We start from the raw sequence: 19,867 nt of genomic DNA, 5'->3' as shown, positions 1-19,867 counted from the left end.
GTTCCCGCCCGGCCGCAAACATGGTTTGGATTTACGGGAGCACCGTGAAGCCAACGCCCTCCAGGATGGAGACGGCCTCCGGATCGGTGTGCAGATAGTTGAGGAACTCCACGGCGGCGTCATGCCCGGCCTCGGTGCCGCTCTTCATGACGGCGGCGGGGTAGATGACCTGCCCGCACAGGTCCTCCGTGGCCTGATCCACCACGGTGAGCTCATAGGTATAGGCGTCAGTGGCGTAGATGATGCCGCAGTCCACGGCGCCTTCCTTGACCTGGTTGGCCACCTCGGAGACGTTGGTGCCGTAAGTCACCTTGCCCGCGCTGTCCAGCTGGGCGATGTCGATGCCCAGGGTATCCAGGATCTCCAGGGAGTAGGAGCCGACGGGCACATCCTCATTTCCAATGCACAGCAGAGAGAGCTTATCACTGGCCAGATCGGAGAAGGACTGAATGTCCTTGGGGTTGTCGTCGGGGACCGCCAGGACCACCTTGTTTTCCACCAGATCAAACCGGGTGTCCGAGTAGACAAAATCCAGACCGTCGGTATTGGTGCCGGTGGTGTCGGCGCTGTCCAGCTGGTTCATCTGCTTCTGGGCGGCCGAGATAAAGATGTCACAGGGGGCCCCCTCCTCGATCTGGGTCTTGAGGGTGCCGGAGGAGTCAAAGGTAAAGACCAGCTCCACATTGGGAGCGACCTCTTGATAGCGCTCAGCGATCTCGGTCAGCGTGGCCTCCATAGAGGCGGCGGCAAAGACGGTCAGCTCCACTGGCTCCGCTGCCGGTGCGGAGGAGGGGGCCGGCGTGCCGGCAACCGGGGTGGGAGAGGCCGCGGTCCCGCCGCCGGAGCAGGCGGTCAGAGAGGCAGTCATAGCCAGAGCCAGGGTCAGGGAAAGTGCTTTTTTCATGGGAATCAAACTCCTTTACAAAGATGGTAGGCGGACCCGTTTCCAGATCAGCCCATTGGTCCCAGCCCATAGCGTGCGCCGTAGGTGCGGGGACTCGAAGTTGACCCGTCGCGGAGACGGTGGTTCAGCGGGCGCAGTTGCCCGTGGTACCCTTGAGGATGGACAGCCCGTGGGAGAGCGGGGGGAGAATGTACTCCAGACACTCGGTCACCGCCTTGGGGCTGCCGGGCAGGTTGATGATGAGCGCGCCCTTCCGGATGCCGGCGGCGGCGCGGGAGAGCATGGCGCGGGGGGTGATCTGGAGGGAGAGAGCGCGCATGGCCTCGGGGATACCGGGCACATCCCGCTCGGTCACATCCCGGGTGGCCTCGGGGGTCCAGTCCCGGGGGGAGAAGCCGGTGCCGCCGGTGGTGAGGATCAGGTCAGCCACGTCCTCGTCGGCGATGCGGGCGAGCTCGGCGGCAATCTGTGCCCGCTCATCAGGGAGAAGCGCGGTGTGGACCACGGGGTAGCCGGCCTTCTTCACCAACTCCTGGATTACCGGACCGCTCAGATCGGCCCGGGTACCGGCGGCGCCCGAGTCGCTCACCGTGATGACGGCCACCCGGAAGGGGAGCTCCAGACGGAAATCGTCCCCGGGGCGGATGTCGCCGCCGTGGAGTACCCGGGTAAACACACCCTGCTTGGGCATGATGCACTCGCCCATTTTCTGGAAAATAGCGCAGCCGTGGTGGCACTCCTTACCGATCTGGGTGAGCTGGAGGACCACATCGTTGCAGTAGAATTTCGTGCCGATGGGAAGGGTGGCAAAGTCGATGCCCTCCACAATGATGTTCTCGCCAAAGGCGCCGTTTTCCACCTCGGCGCCCCGGGCGCGGAAGGCCTCGATCTTGTCGTGGGAGAGCAGGGAGACCTGGCGGTGCCACTTGCCCGCGTGGGCGTCTCCCTCGATGCCCCACTCCTCCTTCAGGTGGATCACATCCACCGCCTGCTTCTGGGTTCCCTTCTGTTCGCTGGTACAGACAGCAATTACCTTGCTCATGAAATACACCTCGTAATCAAAAATATAGAAATACGGAGAAAGAGGCGGTCAGCCTCCGATCTGGTGCATGTTGTGCCGCTCGTCCTCCCGACGGCCAGTCGCGTCGAGAAAATGGTGCTGGGCGGGCTTGTGGAGAATGGCCGAGCGGATGGCCTCCAGCAGCACTTCGTCCCCGGAGCCGTCCCGGAGGAGGGTGCGCAGATCCCGCCCGGTCTCATACTGGAGGCAGGTCTTGAGAAATCCGGTGGCGGTGAGGCGCACCCGGTTGCACCCGTCACAGAACTGATGGGTCATGGCGCTGATGAAGCCGATCTTTCCCCGGAAGCCGGGAATGGTGAAGTAGTGTCCGGGACCGGCTCCCAGAGACTCGTCACAGGGGGTCATGGGGCCGAAGGCAGCCTCCAGCATGGCGCGGACCTCCTCCTCCGTCCGGCGGGGGAGGGAGCCGCCCAGGCCGATGGGCATGAGCTCGATATACCGCACCGCCAGATCGTGCTCCCGGGCCAGGTCGGCCAGGGGGACCAGCTGCGCGTCGTTCTCCCCCATGGGGACGCAGTTGAGCTTGACCCGCAGGCCGGGGGCATCCAGAGCGGCATAGAGGCCGGAGAGAGCCTGGTCCAAAGCGTCCCGCCGGGTGATCGCGGCATACTGGGCCCGGTCCAGGGTGTCCAGACTCAGGTTGACGGCGGTGAGTCCCGCCTCCAGCAGGGCGGGAAGCTGTTCCTGGAGGAGCAGACCGTTGGTGGTCAGGGCAATGCTCCCGATCCCGTCGATGGCGTGAATGCCCCGGACCAGCTCGGGCAGGTCCCGCCGGGCCAGAGGTTCGCCGCCGGTGAGCCGGACCTTGCGGATACCGACCTGTGCAAAGAGGGAGCACAGCCGGATGATCTCCTCATAGGAGAGCATTTCCTCATGGTCCATCCACTCCACCCCCTCGGGGGGCATGCAGTAGACGCAGCGCAGGTTGCACCGGTCGGTCACTGAGATCCGCAGATAGTCGATGCTGCGGCCGAATCCGTCGATCATAGCCGCCCCTCGCCTTTCAGATAGTCCAGCACCACCTGGGCGGCGGCCTGTCCATCAAAGGGAATGGAGGGGACGCCCTCCACCGTGAGGTCCTGATCGGTGACCAGCGCCAGAAGGGTGGCGGGATCACAGACGCTCTGGGTGGAGTTGCCCGCGCGCACCAGCTCCAGCTTGGGCCAGGTGGAGTGCTTGAAGCCCTCCAGCAGGACCAGGTCGGCGTCCGGGAAGCGGGCGATGAGCTCCCGCTCCTCCACGGCGTCCCGGCGGACTACCTTGTATTTCTCGCCGTCAAAGATGGCGGTGCCCCAGGCCCCGGCCTCCATGTGGATACCGGTGTCGGTCCCCTCGGGATCGGCCTGGAAGGAGTGGCCGTCGTGCTTGACCGTGGCCACCTTGAGACCGGCGGCCATCAGATGGGGGAGCATGGCGGCAATCAGCGTGGTCTTGCCGGAGTTCTTGACGCCGCTGACCGCCACCACAGCGGGGGAGTGGTGGCCGTGATTGGTAAAGGTGCCCGACTTGCCCCCCTCCTTGTAGACCAGGTGGATGTCCGAGATCTCCATGGTCTTGTCAATGGCTTTACACATGTCGTAGATGGTGAGCAGGGCGACGGATACGCCGGTGAGGGCCTCCATCTCCACGCCGGTCTTGGCGTCCAGCTTGGCGGTACACTCGGCCAGAACGGCACACTCCTCGTGCAGAATGGTAAATTCCACTGTGCAGTGGGAGAGGGCCAGCGGATGGCACAGGGGGATGAGCTCCGAGGTGCGCTTGGTGGCCAGGATACCGGCCACCTGGGCCACGCCCAGCACATCGCCCTTGGCGGCAGTATGGCCGGTGATGGCGTCCAGCACCGCCCGGGAGACCTTGATCTTGCCCTGGGCCACGGCCAGACGGCGGGTGGGAGATTTGGCCGAGACATCCACCATGACGGCGTTGCCCTCGGCGTCAAAATGATTGAATTTGGGTTCCATAGAGACCTCCAGATCAAAACAGATGGGGAAGCGCGGAGCGGCTCAGAGCAGGAGGACCGTGACGGTCTGTCCCTCCTGCACCGGGGGAGAGCCGGCGGGGAGATCCACCAGGCAGTTGCATCCCACCAGGGAGGCGAGCATGCCTGAGTCATTTTTTCCGGTCAGGGAGACGCGGCCCTCCTGATAGAAGCCCCGGAGAAAGCGCCGTCCGGGGCTGGCCTTGGGGAAGGAGCCCTCCACCACGGCCGTCCGGGAACGCAGGGAAAAGCGGGATTCCCCGGTGAGAGCGGCCAGAAGGGGCCGGGCCAGCAGTTCAAAGGTGGCCGCGGCGGCGAAGGGGTTGCCCGAGAGGGAGAGGATGGGCTGCCCCTGCCACAGGGAGTACATGGCGGGGGTGCCCGGCTTGAGGTTGACCTTCCAGAAGACTCGCTCCGCCCCCAGGAGGGGGAGAGCCTCGTGGAAGATATCCTTGTCACCGGCGGAGACGCCGCCGGTGGTGATGAGCAGATCACACTCGCCCAGGAGCTGAGCCATGGTGTCGGCCACCTCCCGAGGATTGTCGCCGATGAGCAGCCCCTTCACATCTGAGACCCCCAATTCCCGGAGGCGGGCGGTCAGCAGCTCCTGATTGGAGCCGTAGATCTTCCCGGCGGGGAGGGGATGGAGATCGGGAGAGACCACTTCATCTCCGGTGGAGAGGACCCGCACCACCGGCCGGCGGCGGACCGGCACGGAGGAGAGGCCCGCACTGGCCAGCACGCCCACCGCGGCGGCGTCCACCACGGTCCCGGCGGGGAGGAGCACCTCGCCCGTCCGGTAGTCCTCCCCCCGGTCGCAGTAGTTGTCGTGGGGGGAGAGAGCGGCATAGATCTGGACCTGTTCCAGACCGTTGTCGGTCCGCTCGTGCTGGAGAACACAGTCACATCCCCGGGGCAGCATGGCTCCGGTCATGATGCGGATGGCCTCCCCGGGGCCAAGGACACGGGAGGGGACGCCGCCGGCATAGACGGTCTCCACCACCCGGAGGGAGACCGGATGTTCAGGGGAGGCCCCTGTGAGATCAGCGGAGCGCAGGGCATAGCCGTCCAGAGGGGAGCGGTCAAAGGGCGGCTGATCCAGAGGTGCGGTCACATCTTCGGCCAGGGTCCGGCCCAGCGCCTCCTGCCGGGAGACCTGCTCCACACCCAGGGGGCGCACGCTTTCAGCCATCAGCGCGCGCGCCTCTTCCAGCTCGATGCGGGTACGCATAGTTTATTCCTCCTTGCCGAAGGGGCAGATAGGGTAGTGGCAGTGCTCACAGCCCAGGCACAGTCCGCCGTGGCCCAGCCGGGCCAGGTCAGCACGGGTGACCGGGACATTGCACAGTACCCGGGGGAGGATGAGATCGAAGATGGTGGCCTTGGCATACATGACGCAGCCGGGCAGACCCATGACGGGGGTTCCGTCGGCAAAGAAGCCCAGCAGGAACATGGCGCCGGGGAGTACGGGAGCGCCATAGGCGGTCACCTGAACGCCGGCTGCTTTGATAGCGCCGGGGGTCTGGTCGTCGGGGTCCACACTCATGCCGCCGGTGCAGAGGATGAGATCGGCCCCGGAGGCGTGGGCCGCCTGGATGGCGGAGACGATCTGCTCCCGGTCATCGGGGACCTTGACGTGGGAGATCACATCCACCCCGAACTTGGCCAGCTTGTCCAGCAGCACGGGGGTAAACTTGTCCTCGATGCGGCCCAGGAAGACCTCGGTGCCGGTGGTGACCACCGCGGCGGTCTTGCGGACAAAGGGGAGAAGCTCCAGCAGAGGGGTATCTCCAGCGGCCTCCTCGGCGGCGCGCACCTTGTCCTCCGACACGATGAGGGGGATGACCCTCATACCGGCCAGCTTGTCGCCGGGATGGACCACCGAGTTGGTGTGGCGGGTGGCGATCATGATCTCGTCCAGGGAGTTGACGGCCAGCAGCCGCTCCACATCCACCCGGAACAGGCCATGGATGGCGGCCTTGAGCTCGATCTTGCCCTCCTTGACCTCGGTGGCGGTCATGTTGTCATTCTGGGAGATGGCCCGCAGACGCTCGGCGGCCTCGTTCTCGTGGAGCATGCCTTCCGTCTTTTCCCAGACATAGAGGTGATCCTTTCCCATGGAGAGCAGGACGGGGATATCCTCCTCCGTCACGATATGGCCCTTGCGGAACCGGGCATCCTTGGTGACGCCGGGGATGATCTGGGTGAGGTCGTGGCAGAGCACATGGCCCACCGCGTGCTTTGTTTCAATGAGCTTCATTTGGACGGTTCCTCCTTAAAATAAAAGGGAAAATGAAACAGGGAGCGCCGGCCTGAAAACAGGCGGCGCTCCCGGATAGGACAAAAGAGCGGGAGAAATTCTCCCGGCGGGAAGCAGCCCCTTTTCAAGTGTGGAAGGCCGGGCGGTTTCCCGCCTGACCCGCGGCGCGATCTCATAGCGCCCGGAGGGGGCACCTTAGAGATCTTTGCTCGGAGCGCAGATATATCATTTTTATGGAGCAGGACCGAATGGAAGGGCCCTGCGTCACTTTATTATACTATATAGTGTAGTCACTTGCAAGAAAAGAAATGGTCCACTGCGTGGACGTGTGCCGGAGGGAATGGTATACTGGAGAACAAAACGAGACATACTGGAAAGGAAGATGGGACATGGAACCTTTGCTGCGGGGACGCTTTGCGCCCAGTCCCAGCGGACGGATGCACCTTGGAAATGTGTTTACAGCGCTGCTGGCCTGGCTGTCGGTGCGATCGGCGGGCGGCACGCTGGTCCTGCGGATGGAGGATCTGGACCCCGACCGCTGCCGGGAGGAGTATGCCCAGGTCCTGGCGGAGGATCTGCGCTGGCTGGGCCTGGACTGGGACGAGGGGTATCAAATGGGGGGACCCCACGGTCCCTACCGGCAGAGTGAGCGGACGGAGCTCTATGCCGCCCGGTTCCGGCAGCTGGAGCAGATGGGATTGGTCTATCCCTGCTTCTGCACCCGGGCCGAGCGTCTGGCCGCCTCTGCGCCCCACCGGGGGGATGGGCAGATCCTTTACAGCGGACGCTGTCGCTCCCTTTCTCCCCAGGAGCGGGAGGAGCTGAGCCGCACCCGGCGCAGTGCCTGGCGCCTCGCGGTGCCGGATGAACGAGTGTCCTTTACAGACGGACATTTGGGGTACTATGAGGAGGACCTGTGCCGGGCGTGCGGTGACTTCATCATCCGCCGTTCAGACGGGGTCTATGCCTATCAGCTGGCAGTGGTGACCGACGACGGAGCTATGGAGATCAACCAGGTGGTGCGGGGGCAGGACCTGCTGGATTCCACCCCGCGGCAGATCCTGCTCTATCGTCTCCTGGGCCTGCCCCAGCCGGTCTTTTACCATGTTCCCCTGCTGCTGGCAGAGGATGGGCGGAGGCTCTCCAAGCGGGATATGGACCTGGACATGGGGGCCCTGCGGGCGCGCTATTCACCGGAGCAGCTGGTGGGAAAACTGGCCTTTTTGGCGGGTCTCTCCCCCACTGGGGAGCCGGTCCGTCCGGCAGAACTGGCGGCGGATTTTTCCTGGTCCAAGGTGCCGGAACGGGACGTTATCGTGCAAACGTCGATGTTTGGAGAATAAACCAAATAGTATAAAAAGTGCGCCGGAATTAAATAATCGTGTATTTTAAATAATTTTTATATGAGATACGGGCTTGTATTTGAAAACTCGATATGTTATAATATGACCATCGAAAAAACAAATATAGTCTGGATGATGACTGCGGGAGAGTTTCTGTTCCGACAGGAGTGGAACACCGAAGGTATAAGCGGCCCCATTTTGCCGAGTGGGACGCCAATTTCTCAGGTCCCGAGAACCGCAGGCGGACAGAACTCTGAAAAGACCATGATTCTCGTAACATGGCACCGAAGGGGCAACCCCGACTCACCGGGCGGGGGAAACTCTCAGGTTTTCAACAGGGCGCAGGGCATTACATGATACGTATACCCTGCCCCTGTTTTTTTGCAAAGGAGAGACTGTCTTGCTTTTGGTGACAAACAACGAGAAGGTCCGGGAAAAGTTCGGATCTCTGTGCACCCTCCAGTACGTGGAGGGCGGACATGTGGACGTACTGATCCACGTGCGGGATCTGGTCCATCAGGGCCACAAGCTGCTGACCCATCCGCTGGCCGGCAGTGTAAAGCCCAATGAGACCCCCTTCCGCTCAGTTGCGCTGGACGACGCGTCCGGGGCACTGGATCTGGAGTCACTGGAATTGATCGAGGCAGCGCTCAACGTGTGCCGGCAGTTTCCGCCCCGGTTCCACCGGGGAGAGGATGCCCCGGCCGACATGCGGGAAGACTTTGCAGAGATCGATTTTCGGCTGATAGACGGGGCCATCGCCCCACAACTACAATAAGGAGAGTGAGACTTATGCGGCTGGAATTAGGCGAAATTCACATCAGCGACATTAAGCTCGGCGACTGCTCCAAGGTGGAGAACGGCACCCTCTACGTCAACGTGGAGGAGCTGCGCGCTCTGCTGCTGGAGGACGAGGACCTGGCCTCGGTCGACTTCGAGGTGGTTCATCCCGGCGAGTCCGTGCGTATCATCCCTGTCAAGGACGTCATCGAGCCCCGTGTGAAGGTGGAGGGCTCCGGCGGTGTCTTCCCCGGCATGATCTCCAAGGTCACCACCGTGGGCAGCGGCAAGACCCATGTTCTCAAGGGCTGCGCCGTGGTCACCACCGGTAAGGTGGTTGGCTTCCAGGAGGGTATCATCGACATGACCGGCCCCGGCGCCGAGTATACCCCCTTCTCCAAGCTCAACAACCTGGTTATGATCTGCGAGCCCAAGGAGGGCATCAAGCAGCACCAGCACGAGCACGCCATCCGTATGGCCGGCCTGAAGGCCGCTGCCTACCTGGGCGCTCTGGGCAAGGATGTCACCCCCGACGAGACCAAGGTCTATGAGACCAGCGGCGTCATGAGCGGCAAGGAGAAGTATCCTGACCTGCCCCGCGTCGGCTATGTGCTGATGCTCCAGAGCCAGGGCCTGCTGCACGACACCTATGTGTACGGCGTTGACATGAAGAAGTCCATGCCCACCATCCTGAACCCCACCGAGACCATGGACGGCGCCATCCTGAGCGGCAACTGCGTGTCCGCCTGTGATAAGAACACCACTTATCATCACCTGAATAACCCCGTCATCCATGACCTGCTGGAGCAGCATGGCAAGACCCTGAACTTCGTGGGTGTCATCATCACCAACGAGAACGTCTACCTGGCCGACAAGGAGCGCTCCTCCGACTGGTCCACCAAGCTGGCTCAGTTCCTGGAGCTGGACGGCGCTCTGGTCTCCCAGGAGGGCTTCGGTAACCCCGATACCGACCTGATCATGAACTGCAAGAAGCTGGAGGCTGCCGGCATCAAGACCGTCATCATCACCGACGAGTACGCTGGCCGCGACGGCGCTTCCCAGTCCCTGGCTGACGCCGATCCCGCTGCTGACGCCGTGGTCACCGGCGGCAACGCCAACATGGTCATCCACCTGCCCAAGATGGACAAGGTCATCGGCCATCCCGAGGCTGCCAACATCATCGCCGGCGGTTTCGACGGCGCTCTGGAAGCTGACGGTTCCATCACCGCCGAGCTGCAGGTCATCACCGGCGCGACCAATGAGATGGGCTTCAACAAGCTCAGCGCCAGATAAGGAGGGGAACTGCTATGAGTCTGAGAGTTGTTCATTATATCAACCAGTTCTTCGCCCAGATCGGCGGCGAGGAGAAGGCTGATTACGCCCCCGAGTACCGTGAGGGTGCTGTGGGCCCCGGCCTGGCTCTGAACGCTGCGTTCAAGGGCGAGGCTGAAGTGGTGGGCACCGTGATCTGCGGCGACTCCTACTTCAACGAGAATCTGGACGCCGCCAAGGCGACCGTCCTGAAGATGATCTCCGACGCCAAGCCCGACGTCGTGGTCTGCGGTCCCGCGTTCAACGCCGGCCGTTACGGCGTGGCCTGTGGTACCGTCGCTGCTGCCGTGAAGGACGAGCTGAACCTGCCCGTCGTGACCGGTATGTACGAGGAGAACCCCGGCGCCGACATGTTCAAGAACAAGGTCTATATCATCGCCACCAAGAACAGCGCTGCCGGCATGCGCGACGCTGCTCCCAAGATGGCTTCTCTGGCCATCAAGCTGGCTAAGGGCGAGAAGATCGGCGCTTCCGCCGAGGAGGGCTACATGCCCAACGGCCTGCGCGTGAACTTCTTCGAGGCTGAGCGCGGCTCCACCCGTGCCGTGAAGATGCTCCTCAACAAGCTGGCCGGCAAGCCCTACACCACCGAGTTCCCCATGCCCTCCTTCGACCGTGTCGCTCCCGGCGCTGCCATCACCGATCTGGCTCACACCACGATCGCTCTGGTGACCTCCGGCGGCATCGTGCCCAAGGGCAACCCCGATCACATCGAGTCCTCCTCCGCCTCCAAGTTCGGCCGCTATGACATCAGCTCCTTCGAGGATCTGACCGCTGCCGACCACGAGACCGCTCACGGCGGCTATGACCCGGTCTACGCCAACGAGGATGCTGACCGCGTCCTGCCCGTCGACGTGCTGCGCAAGATGGAGAAGGAAGGCAAGATCGGCGGCATCTATCCCTACTTCTTCACCACCGTCGGCAACGGCACCGCCGTCGCCAGCGCCAAGAAGTACGGCGAGGCCATCGGTAAAGAGCTCCGGGATGCCGGCATTAAGGCCGCCATCCTGACCTCTACGTGAGGCACCTGCACTCGTTGCGGTGCAACGATGGTTAAAGAGATCGAGCGCGCTGGTGTCACTGTGGTTCACATGTGCACCGTTACCCCCATTTCCATGACCGTGGGCGCCAACCGTATCGTGCCCACCATCGCCATTCCCCACCCCCTGGGCAACCCGGCTCTCACCCATGAGGAGGAGTTCGAGCTGCGCTACAAGCTGGTGGAGAAAGCCCTGAAGGCCTTTGAGACCCCCGTGGACGACCAGACCATCTTCGACTGATCGAACTAGGATATCCCCCGCAGTCCATTGGACTGCGGGGGATGTTTTGTTATCCAGGGAAGATTTACAGTTTGGTGATTCTTTTTTCTATGAGAGATGGTATTCTTTTTTCAGACTAGGTTCAGCTTCATGGAGTACAATGGCAAAAAACAGAAGGAGTGGAAACGCGGTGCGTATTTTGATTGTGGAGGATGAGAGACGTCTGGCCGAGACACTGGGGCAGATCATGCAGGAACAGCATTACCAGACGGATCTGGTGGACGATGGTGCGGATGGGCTGGACTATGCCCTCTCCGGACAGTATGATCTGGTGATCCTGGATGTGATGCTGCCCCGGCTGGATGGGTTTGAGGTGGCCCGGCGGCTCCGCGCAGCCCATATCTCCACCCCCATTCTGATGCTGACTGCCCGGGATGAGACCAGCAACAAGATCACCGGTCTGGACTGCGGAGCGGACGACTACATGACCAAGCCCTTCGACGCCGGAGAGCTGCTGGCCCGGGTGCGGGCCCTGACGCGCCGGCAGGGTGAGGTCCTCTCGGAGTGTCTGACCGTGTCGGATCTCTCCCTGAACCTCTCGACCCGCTGCCTCTCCTGTGCGGGGAAGTCGGTACGCCTGGGTTTTAAGGAATTCGATGTGCTCAAGCTCCTCATGTCGGCGCCCAAGGCCGTGGTACCCAAGGAGGATATCATCTCCAAGGTGTGGGGAATGGAATCGGATGCGGAGGATAACAACGTAGAGGTCTACATCTCCTTTTTGCGTAAAAAGCTGAATTTTTTGAACTCCAGAGTGGGGATCGGAACGGTGCGCAAGGTAGGCTATCACCTGGATATCCCTCTGAGTTGACGGAGGCACCGTCATGCTGAAGAAGCTGAGGCGAAAGTTTATCCTCATCAATATGATGCTGGTGAGTCTGGTTTTGCTGATCGTATTCGGCGCCCTGCTGGGCTCCACATCACAGCGTCTGCGTGGACAGAGTGTCTCCGCCATGCGCCTGGCCCTGAAATGAGCAGAAGGCATGGCACCTCCGCAGATTGAAATTGATCTGCCGGAAGGGGAGGAGCCGGGAGCGGGACGAGGAAACCCGGATGCCCGTCAGCTGGCGATGGTACCGGTATTTGGGGTAGTATTGGATGAGAACGGAAATATCGACTCCTATGCCCCCGGAGGAAATGTACAGGTATCCCAGGAAGCGCTGGAGCAGGCGGTCGAGGAAGTGCAGAAGCAGGGTGTGCCCGAGGGAACCATTACCGAGCCCAGCCATCTGCGCTATCTGGTGGAGTGGGACCGGGATGGAAAGCTCCGCATTGCCTTTGCCGATATGCGCTGGGAGCGGGAAAACCTGATGGACCTGGTCGTCACCTCTCTGCTGGTGGGAGCGGGGGCCCTGGTGTGCTTTTTTATTGTGAGTCTCTTCTTGTCCTCGCTGGCCCTGCGCCCGGTGGAACAGGCATGGGAGCAGCAGCGGCAGTTTGTGGCCGACGCCTCCCATGAGCTCAAGACGCCACTCACGGTCATTCTGGCCAATGCGGGCATTGTGCTCTCCCACCCGGAAGACTCGGTGGAACAGCAGAAGAAGTGGCTCACCTTCATCCAGGAAGAGGCGGGACGTATGAAGGAACTGGTGGAGGACCTGCTTTTCCTGGCCAAGAATGATGCCGCCAGGCTGCCGCTGGTCTATGCTCAGCTCTCCATGAGCGATCTCACGCTGGGATGCCTGCTCCCCTTTGAGTCGGTAGCCTTCGAGGCGGGGGTAGAGCTGGACAGTGAGATCCAGCCCGGGATCTTCCTCCAGGGGGATGAGGGACAGCTCCGCCGTCTGGTGATGATTCTGCTGGACAACGCGGTAAAATACGCCGGAGAGCACGGTGCGGTACGTCTGACCCTGACCCGGCAGCAGGAACGGGTACGTCTGATGGTCCACAATACCGGGGAGCCCATTCCACCGGAGCATCTGCCCCACCTGTTTGAGCGCTTTTACCGGGCGGACAGTGCCCGCAGCCGGGATCAGGGCGGATACGGACTGGGACTGGCCATTGCCCGTACCATTGTGGAGGTCCACGGCGGAAAACTGACGGTGACCAGTACACGGGAACAGGGGACCTGTTTTACGGCCAGCCTTCCACAGCGCCCCAGGGGAAGTGGATGGGCCAGACTTCCAAAGACATCCAAATAGTGTATTTTTCAGACCGGTATAGAGCGGAAAAGGCTCTGTACCGGTCTTCTTTTCGGAACAGAGGGCAGTGTCAGAGGATTTTCACATATCCTTAAAGGCTTTTTAAGATTTCGGTTGTCTTTTTCTAAAGACTTGCCTGCTATACTTTAGGCCATAAAGGAGGGAGCGCCATGAAGATCCTCATACTCACCGGAAAATTTGGACTGGGACACTGGTCCGCCTCACAGTCGCTGCGGCAGCAGATCAGCCGGGATTTTCCCAGAGCGGAGACGGAGGTGCTGGACTTTTTTGCCTATGCCATGCCGAACAGCTCCGAGGCCCTTTACAAGGCGTTTGACCTGTTGGTGACCTATGGATACGGGCTGTTCAATGCCTATTACCGTATGGCGGACCGACTGCCCTCCGACACCCATTCTCCGCTGGACCGGCCTATGCTGGACAAGCTGGAAGAGCTGCTGTGGGAAAAGCGGCCCGATGCGGTAATCGCGACCCACCCCATCTGTGCCGGTCTGGTCTCCCGCTATAAAGAGGAGAGCGGTGACCGCCTGCCGCTGGTCACCTGTGTGACCGATCTGTCCACCCATAATGAGTGGCTCCACAGCCGGACCGACGGCTATCTGGTCGGGAGCCGGGAGATCAAGGAGCGGCTGATGGAGAAAGGAGTGGAGGCCGGGCGCATCCACGTGACGGGGATCCCGGTCAAAGAGGAATTCCGCACCATCAGCCACCGCCGGGGCGGCGGAGAGCGGCGTCTGCTCATCATGGGCGGCGGATTGGGCCTGCTGCCCAAGAAGGACTCCTTCTATGACGCCCTGGATGAACTGCCCGGTGTGCGCACCACCATTCTCACCGGCCACAATCAGCGGCTCTACCAGCGGCTTTCCGGGCGGTATGAACACATTGAGGTGGTGGGCTTTACCGACCGGGTGTGGGAGTATATGGAACAGGCCGACCTGATGCTCACCAAGCCCGGCGGCATCACGGTCTTTGAGAGCATCTTTGCCGAGCTGCCCCTGCTGCTGTGGGAGCCCTTTCTCCAGCAGGAGAAGAACAACGCCCGCTTCCTGCTGCGCTCCGGCCTGGCTAGGGCGGCGGCCAAGGAGCCGGAGGAGTGCCTGGCGGCCATCCAGGGACTGCTCTATGACGACCGAGCCCTTGGGGAGATGTCGGCGCGCATGCGGGCGCGCAAGCGGGAATTGCAGGCTGCGGGACTCGCCCGCATTCTGGAGGCCATGACGCGGGAGACGGAAGTGTGTGCCTGATTCCCGGAACGGTAGAACAAAGGAAGTGAAGGGTATGTCCAATAAGAGAAACCTGGCCGGCGTCCTGTTGCTGGCAGTCCTGATGGGGGTGACCGGCTTTGTGCTGCTGCGGGATCAGCCGCTGGGCAGCTTGCTGGAGATCCTGCACCGGGTGGATGGACGCTATGTACTGCTGGGACTGGGTCTGATGCTGGTCTTTGTGGGATGTGAGGCCATGTGTACCCGCCTGATTCTGGGACGGCTGGGGCACCGGACGCCCTACCGCCGCTGCCTGTGCTATTCCTTTGTGGGATTCTATGTGAGTTCCATCACGCCGTCGGCCACAGGAGGGCAGCCGGCGCAGATCTACTATATGTCCCGGGACGGAGTCCCCGCCGCCCACGGAGCGCTCAATATGATGCTCATTGCCATCTGTTATCAGATCACGGTACTGCTCTATGCCCTGTGTGCCTGGCTCTTTCTGCCGGCGCTGCGCCAGGGGATGGGAGGCGGCCTGGGCCTGCTGCTCCTGTACGGCGCGGCGGTGATGGGGGCGCTGACGGCCGGAATGCTCTCTTTTCTGTGTTTTCCCCATCTGGCCGGGCGGCTTGCAGGGGGTGTTCTGGATCTTCTGAACCGGGTCCACATCATCCGGGACCGAGCGGGCGCGGGCGAGAAGCTGGCACGGCAGATGGAGGAATATGCGGCCGGAGCCGGGGTCCTGCGGCGCAATCCGGCCCTTCTGCCCATGCTTCTGGGGCTCAATGCCTTACAGCTCACGGCGGCCTTTTCGGTGCCCTATGTGGTGTACCGGGCGTTCGGGCTGAGCGGGACGGGGCCGGCGCTCTTTCTGGGAACCCAGGCGCTGGTGACGCTGGCAGTTTCCTCCCTCCCTCTGCCCGGCGCAGTGGGGCCGGCGGAAGGGGGATTTGTGGCGGCCTTTGCCCCGATCTTTGGGGCGGGACTGGTGACCCCTGCCATGCTGGTGAGCCGGGGAATCAGCTTCTATGCCTTTCTGATCATCAGCGGCGCGGTGGCCCTGGCCTTTCATCTGATGGGGCGAAAGGCAGGGAGCAAATGCAGCCTTTTGCATTCCGATAGGAAGTATGGTACAATGAGCACAACCTGACCGGAAGAGAGGTTGTGCAGTATGCATTATCTGGGTATCGACTTGGGCGGAATCAATATCGCCGCTGCGGTGGTGAGCGAAGCGGGTGAAATTCTGGGCCGCGGGAATATCCCCACACCCCGGGGCGCGGAAGCGGTGGCGGATACGATGGCAGCCGCGGCCAGACTGGCGGCTGAGCAGGCCGGCGTGTCCTGGGAGGAGCTGGCCGCTGTGGGAATCGGCTCTCCGGGCACCATTGATCCCCAGCGGGGGGTCGTCCAGTATTGGAGCAACCTGGACTTTGAAAATGTGCCTCTGGTGGACCTGCTGCGCCGGCACTTCCCGGAGCGGCTTCCCATCTACATGGAGAATGACGCCAACGCAGCCGCCCTGGGCGAGTATGCTGTGGGCGCCGGACGGGGAAGCACGTCCATGGTGGCCATTACGCTGGGCACCGGTATTGGCGGCGGCGCGGTATTCAACGGTAAGCTCTATACCGGCTTCAACTATGCCGGGATGGAAGTGGGGCATTTTGTACTGGAGCATGGCGGGCGGCTGTGTACCTGCGGCCGCAGGGGCTGCTTTGAGACCTACTGCTCGGCCACGGCCCTGATCCGGCGCACCCGGGAGAGCATGGAGCAAAACCCCGACTCCCTGCTGTGGAAGCTGGCGGAAGGGGACCTGTCCAAGGTCAACGGGCGCATTCCCTTTGAAGCGGCAGGTATGGGAGATGCCACGGCAGGACAGGTGGTGGATGAATACATCGAATACCTGGGCTGCGGCGTGGCCAGCCTGGTGAACATCTTCCAGCCCGAGATCTTCTGCATCGGCGGCGGGATTTCCAACCAGGGCGAGACGCTGATGGCGCCCGTCCGCTATATTCTCAACCGGGAGGACTACGCCCGGAACAACGCCCACCGCACCCGCCTGATGCGGGCCCAGTTGGGAAATGATGCCGGGATCATCGGCGCGGCCCTTCTGCCCAAATTCCGATAAAAATAGGATACGCCGCCTCTGCACAAAAGGATGCAGAGGCGGCGTTTTTCTATGCCACGGGCTGGAAATCATCCTCACAGGGGGGTGGCTCCTCCTCCGGCTTGGCTTCCAGGGGAAAGAGCGCCAGAGAGAGCCCAAAGAGGACCGCAGATACCACGGCAATGGCCTGAATCCGATTTTTTTCCAACCAGGGGCGGTATTCCTCCCACAGTGGGAGTTTCAGGGCAGAACACAGGGGTTTTGCACTGGAGTAGAGGATCAGGGCCGCGATTACACACACGGCCAGGCGTGTCAGGGTCTCCTGTTTGCTTCCGGAGAGCTCCATGCTCCTGCCTCCTTTGCGTTTCTTTCCACAGGATATGCCCGCATGGTGGAAAATAGAAGGACTTTCACGCGAGGCCGGGGTAGCGGTAGAGGCGGCAGGGGCGTCCGCCGGTGTCGTAGTTGAAGCTGCTGACCACCTCGCCGCGCTCCACCAGATAGTTCATATAGCGCCGGACCGTCACCACAGAGAGTCCGGTCTGACGTGAGATCGACTCGCTGGGCAGCCCCTGGGGCGGGGCTGTGCGCAGGCAGGTGCGGATCCGCTCCAGCGTGCTCTCCTGAACGCCCTTGGGAACCGGATGCTCCGGGGAGGAGGCGGAGGGGGCGAAGAGCTGATCCAGCGCATCCTGGCTGACCGCCTCCCCGGCCACGGCCTGGCGATGGCGGCAGAAGGTATCCAGGGCCTGCTGAAAACGCTCCCAGGTAAAGGGCTTGACCAGGTAGTCCACCACCCCCAGCTTGAGCAGCGCATCCACCGTTTTTGCGTCATTGGCGGCGGTGACCATGATGACGTCCGATTCGATCTCCCGGGCGCGCAGCTCATGGAGCAGCTCCATCCCGGTGAGGAGGGGCATGTACACATCCAAAATGAGCAGATCCGCGGGGTGACAGGAGAGCCACTCCAACGCACTGCGCCCCTCCGAAAAGGTCTGGATCACGGTAAATCGGGGGTCCTTTTCCGTGAAGGTCTTGTCCAGGAGAGACACCATGGGGTCGTCCTCCACGATTACGACTTGATACAATCTGACTCCTCCTCTGGAGCGGCGGGATCATCCCGCCGAAAGGTAATGAAAAACGACGTGCCGATCCCGGACTCCGACTCCACCCGGATCTCGCCGTGATAGGCCGAGACCACCTCCTGCACCAGAGAGAGGCCGGTTCCCCGGCCCCGCCCCTTGGTGGAGCGGCCCCGCTCAAAGAGGTGTGATTGGATCTCGGCGGGAATGCCGGGGCCGGTATCCTCCACGCACAGAAGCAGAGAGGCCTCCGATTCCCGGATGCTGACCGTGATCTCCTTGCTGTCCCGGGGGGACTGGTTGAGGCCTTCGATGGCGTTTTCAATGAGATTGCCCAGAATGGTCACGTAGGCGTCAGGGGGGAGCCAGGGGCTGCCCTCCGGCAGGAAGCTCTCCCGGTCCAGGGTGAGGCGGATACCCAGTTCCCCGGCCCGGCTAGTTTTGCCTACCAGAAGGGCGGCCACGGAGGGCTCTCCGATCTGGTGCATGATGCGGCTGACCGCCTCCTGCTGGGTGCGCTTGGTGTCCATAATGTACTGCTGGGCCTTCTCGGGCTCCCCGATCTGGAGGAGGCCCAGGATCACATGGAGCTTGTTCATAAATTCATGGGTATAGGCCCGCATGGCGTCCACCATGTGCCGCACCCCGGTGAGGTCGTCGGCCAGACGGGTCACTTCGGTGCGGTTGCGGAAAATGCCCACCGCACCGGCGAGGCGGCCATCCTCATACAGGGGCAGCCGGTCGGAGAGTACCCGGACATCCTTGAGGGAGCTCATACTGACATTGTACTCCGGCTTTCCGGTGCGCAGGACCCGGTCCAGCGTGGAGCGGGGATAGACGGTATGGAGGGATTTGCCCACCACACCCTCCTCGTCCAGAGAGAGCATCTGGGCTGCGGCGGTATTGAGAAAGATGATGGTCTCCTCCCGGTCAATGGCCAGGACTCCCTCCTCCAGCGCGTCCAGAATGTCCTCGCGCTGGTGAAAGCGCCGGGCAAAGGCGTCCGGCTCATACCCCATGAGGGAGGCCTTGATGCGGCGGGAGAGCTGGTTTGCCAGCAGAGAGCCAAGGGCGGCGGAGAGCAGCCCGATCCCCGCAAAGCGGAGGATGGTCTGAAAGGTGAGGACGGCCATGCTGCGGACATAGACGCCCACGACCACAAAGCCCAGCAGCGCTCCGCTGTCATCCCGGACCGCGGCATAGGCGGAGTGATCGGAGCCCATGGGGCCGGTCTCGTTGGAGGTGTAGGGGGATGCGCCGGCCAGGACGGCGTTCTGCGCGGTACCGGTATAGTGGGTTCCGAGGAAGACGGAGTCGGGCGCATAATAGATCCGGTTTTCCGTATCGGCCACCAGGATCAGGTCGATGTCGGAGACATGGGACGTGGTGTCATTGAGAAAGGCCGCCAGCTCTTCTCTGGAGGAAGTTCCGTCCAAAACCTCGGCCACCAGAGGGACCCGGGACAGGATGGAGGCGGAGTTGAGCAGGCTGTTGTCCAGCGCGCGGCGTTCGCTGCGCAGGGTGAGATACAGTGTGCCCGCCAGCGAGAGGGCGATGGAACAGGATACAATGATCACATTCAGCCATAAAAGCTGTGCACGGAGGGAAGAACGGGAGGGTACAGACATGGTGGAAAGACTCCTTTCTCTACCAGTATAAGAAAAGAACAACCCGGTGTCAAATGCGTCTGGTTTTGTCAAGTTTAAGAAAATCGGCGAAGATAGAAGACGAAAAGTTCGGAAGAACTCCCTATTACGAAGGCGGAGCCATCTCTGGTATCCTGTTTGAGCAGCGGCCGGAACGGGCCGAAATTTTTTTCGATAAGGAGAATGAACGATGCCTCAGAATAAGCGGGAGAGCCTCATCTATACGGTGTTGATGTGCTTTACCATGGTGCTCTGGATGAGCCTGTACAATGTTGCGCTCCAATATGGAGCGGTCAGTCTGGAAGTTGTGGCGGCGGCCTGGCTGGGTTTCCCCATTGCCTATGTCTTTGCCATGTGCTGCGACTGGTTTCTGGTGTCCCGGCTGGCAAAGGGATTTGCCTTTCGCTTCCTGGTCCGGCCTCAGGACTCGCCTCTGAAGAAGGTGGTGTGTGTCTCCGGCTGTATGGTGGTCCCCATGGTGCTGATCATGTCCCTGTACGGAGCCTGTGAGGGGGCGGTGCACACCGGGATGTGGAGCGGAGTGCCCCTCCAATGGCTCATCAATATTCCCCGCAATTTTGTAATGGCGCTGCCCTTCCAGCTCCTGATCGCCGGCCCCCTGGTCCGCCGGGTCTTCCGCTGTGCCTTCCCGGAGGGGACCGTTCTGGCCTAAGACCTTG

General features: G+C 61.9%; 19 protein-coding genes, 2 pseudogenes and 3 riboswitches. Of the genes and pseudogenes, 11 read left to right on the top strand and 10 right to left on the bottom strand.

The window, feature by feature from the left end; genetic code table 11:
* Window positions 1–31: 31 nt before the first annotated feature.
* From modA to I2C21_RS10885, 7 genes and pseudogenes are all read right to left on the bottom strand, one after another.
* Window positions 32–904, bottom strand: coding sequence for a molybdate ABC transporter substrate-binding protein (modA, locus tag I2C21_RS10910; protein ID WP_193537780.1), 873 nt, complete (start codon window positions 902–904; stop codon window positions 32–34).
* Window positions 899–1,016: riboswitch (molybdenum cofactor riboswitch) on the bottom strand. It overlaps the preceding gene by 6 nt.
* Before the next feature lie 12 nt (window positions 1,017–1,028).
* A complete protein-coding gene (locus tag I2C21_RS10905) occupies window positions 1,029–1,946 on the bottom strand; it encodes an MOSC domain-containing protein (RefSeq protein WP_101691373.1) in 918 nt (305 codons plus the stop codon).
* 48 nt (window positions 1,947–1,994) lie between these two features.
* Complete coding sequence (moaA, locus tag I2C21_RS10900) at window positions 1,995–2,972, bottom strand: GTP 3',8-cyclase MoaA (RefSeq protein ID WP_195279286.1); 978 nt, start codon at window positions 2,970–2,972, stop codon at window positions 1,995–1,997.
* A pseudogene (gene mobB, locus I2C21_RS17645) lies at window positions 2,969–3,439 on the bottom strand (molybdopterin-guanine dinucleotide biosynthesis protein B); the annotation flags it as partial. The gene moaA and the pseudogene mobB, both read right to left, overlap by 4 nt.
* Window positions 3,440–3,472: 33 nt before the next feature.
* A pseudogene (gene moaC, locus I2C21_RS17640) lies at window positions 3,473–3,946 on the bottom strand (cyclic pyranopterin monophosphate synthase MoaC); the annotation flags it as partial.
* Window positions 3,947–3,988: 42 nt separating this feature from the next.
* Window positions 3,989–5,194 carry a molybdopterin molybdotransferase MoeA gene (locus tag I2C21_RS10890; protein ID WP_195279284.1) on the bottom strand — a complete coding sequence of 402 codons (1,206 nt, stop codon included), beginning with the start codon at window positions 5,192–5,194 and terminating at the stop codon, window positions 3,989–3,991.
* A gap of 3 nt (window positions 5,195–5,197) precedes the next feature.
* Complete coding sequence (locus I2C21_RS10885; protein WP_193537776.1) at window positions 5,198–6,223, bottom strand: molybdopterin-binding protein; 1,026 nt, start codon at window positions 6,221–6,223, stop codon at window positions 5,198–5,200.
* Between the two features lie 101 nt (window positions 6,224–6,324).
* A riboswitch (molybdenum cofactor riboswitch) is annotated at window positions 6,325–6,450 on the bottom strand.
* 162 nt (window positions 6,451–6,612) lie between these two features.
* On the opposite strand from I2C21_RS10885, the gene gluQRS reads away from it, so the two are divergent.
* The 10 genes from gluQRS (at window position 6,613) to I2C21_RS10840 (ending at window position 16,480) form a co-directional block, all read left to right on the top strand.
* Window positions 6,613–7,566, top strand: a complete 954-nt coding sequence (gene gluQRS, locus I2C21_RS10880; protein ID WP_195279283.1) for a tRNA glutamyl-Q(34) synthetase GluQRS — start codon at window positions 6,613–6,615, stop codon at window positions 7,564–7,566.
* A 132-nt stretch (window positions 7,567–7,698) separates the two neighbouring features.
* A riboswitch (glycine riboswitch) is annotated at window positions 7,699–7,814 on the top strand.
* Window positions 7,815–7,975: 161 nt separating this feature from the next.
* Entirely contained in the window at window positions 7,976–8,344 is a 369-nt protein-coding gene (locus I2C21_RS10875; protein WP_328821063.1) for a GrdX family protein, read from the top strand.
* A 14-nt stretch (window positions 8,345–8,358) separates the two neighbouring features.
* On the top strand, window positions 8,359–9,639 hold the full coding sequence (locus tag I2C21_RS10870) for a glycine/sarcosine/betaine reductase component B subunit (protein ID WP_101691367.1): 1,281 nt from the start codon (window positions 8,359–8,361) through the stop codon (window positions 9,637–9,639).
* A gap of 14 nt (window positions 9,640–9,653) precedes the next feature.
* Window positions 9,654–10,958 (top strand): glycine reductase complex selenoprotein B, encoded by a 1,305-nt coding sequence (gene grdB, locus I2C21_RS10865; RefSeq protein ID WP_101691366.1) that lies wholly within the window; start codon window positions 9,654–9,656, stop codon window positions 10,956–10,958.
* Window positions 10,959–11,127: 169 nt separating this feature from the next.
* Window positions 11,128–11,805, top strand: a complete 678-nt coding sequence (locus I2C21_RS10860; protein WP_193537773.1) for a response regulator transcription factor — start codon at window positions 11,128–11,130, stop codon at window positions 11,803–11,805.
* A gap of 13 nt (window positions 11,806–11,818) precedes the next feature.
* Window positions 11,819–11,968, top strand: a complete 150-nt coding sequence (locus I2C21_RS17810; RefSeq protein WP_353654803.1) for a hypothetical protein — start codon at window positions 11,819–11,821, stop codon at window positions 11,966–11,968.
* 9 nt (window positions 11,969–11,977) lie between these two features.
* The gene (locus I2C21_RS10855; RefSeq protein WP_353654802.1) at window positions 11,978–13,135 is read left to right on the top strand and encodes a sensor histidine kinase; all 1,158 of its coding nucleotides are present in this window, start codon (window positions 11,978–11,980) and stop codon (window positions 13,133–13,135) included.
* 170 nt (window positions 13,136–13,305) lie between these two features.
* Complete coding sequence (locus I2C21_RS10850) at window positions 13,306–14,397, top strand: MGDG synthase family glycosyltransferase (protein ID WP_101691364.1); 1,092 nt, start codon at window positions 13,306–13,308, stop codon at window positions 14,395–14,397.
* Window positions 14,398–14,431: 34 nt separating this feature from the next.
* Window positions 14,432–15,505, top strand: coding sequence for a lysylphosphatidylglycerol synthase transmembrane domain-containing protein (locus I2C21_RS10845; protein WP_195279282.1), 1,074 nt, complete (start codon window positions 14,432–14,434; stop codon window positions 15,503–15,505).
* A 21-nt stretch (window positions 15,506–15,526) separates the two neighbouring features.
* Window positions 15,527–16,480, top strand: a complete 954-nt coding sequence (locus I2C21_RS10840; RefSeq protein WP_101691362.1) for an ROK family protein — start codon at window positions 15,527–15,529, stop codon at window positions 16,478–16,480.
* Between the two features lie 49 nt (window positions 16,481–16,529).
* Here I2C21_RS10840 and I2C21_RS10835 read toward each other — a convergent pair whose 3' ends face one another.
* The 3 genes from I2C21_RS10835 to I2C21_RS10825 all read right to left on the bottom strand — a co-directional run bounded on the left by I2C21_RS10835 (window position 16,530) and on the right by I2C21_RS10825 (window position 19,169).
* The gene (locus I2C21_RS10835) at window positions 16,530–16,805 is read right to left on the bottom strand and encodes a hypothetical protein (protein ID WP_101691361.1); all 276 of its coding nucleotides are present in this window, start codon (window positions 16,803–16,805) and stop codon (window positions 16,530–16,532) included.
* A gap of 64 nt (window positions 16,806–16,869) precedes the next feature.
* Window positions 16,870–17,547, bottom strand: a complete 678-nt coding sequence (locus tag I2C21_RS10830) for a response regulator (protein ID WP_193537766.1) — start codon at window positions 17,545–17,547, stop codon at window positions 16,870–16,872.
* Window positions 17,532–19,169, bottom strand: coding sequence for a sensor histidine kinase (locus I2C21_RS10825; RefSeq protein ID WP_195279281.1), 1,638 nt, complete (start codon window positions 19,167–19,169; stop codon window positions 17,532–17,534). The genes I2C21_RS10830 and I2C21_RS10825 overlap by 16 nt, the downstream gene beginning before the upstream one ends.
* Before the next feature lie 208 nt (window positions 19,170–19,377).
* Between I2C21_RS10825 and I2C21_RS10820 the strand changes: the two genes are divergently transcribed.
* A complete protein-coding gene (locus tag I2C21_RS10820) occupies window positions 19,378–19,860 on the top strand; it encodes a DUF2798 domain-containing protein (RefSeq protein WP_195279280.1) in 483 nt (160 codons plus the stop codon).
* Window positions 19,861–19,867: the final 7 nt, after the last annotated feature.

This window comes from Clostridium sp. J1101437_171009_A5 (genome assembly GCF_015547905.1).
GTDB classification, from domain to species: domain Bacteria; phylum Bacillota; class Clostridia; order Oscillospirales; family Oscillospiraceae; genus Pseudoflavonifractor_A; species Pseudoflavonifractor_A gallinarum.
This window is presented reverse-complemented; position numbering and strand designations above follow the sequence as displayed.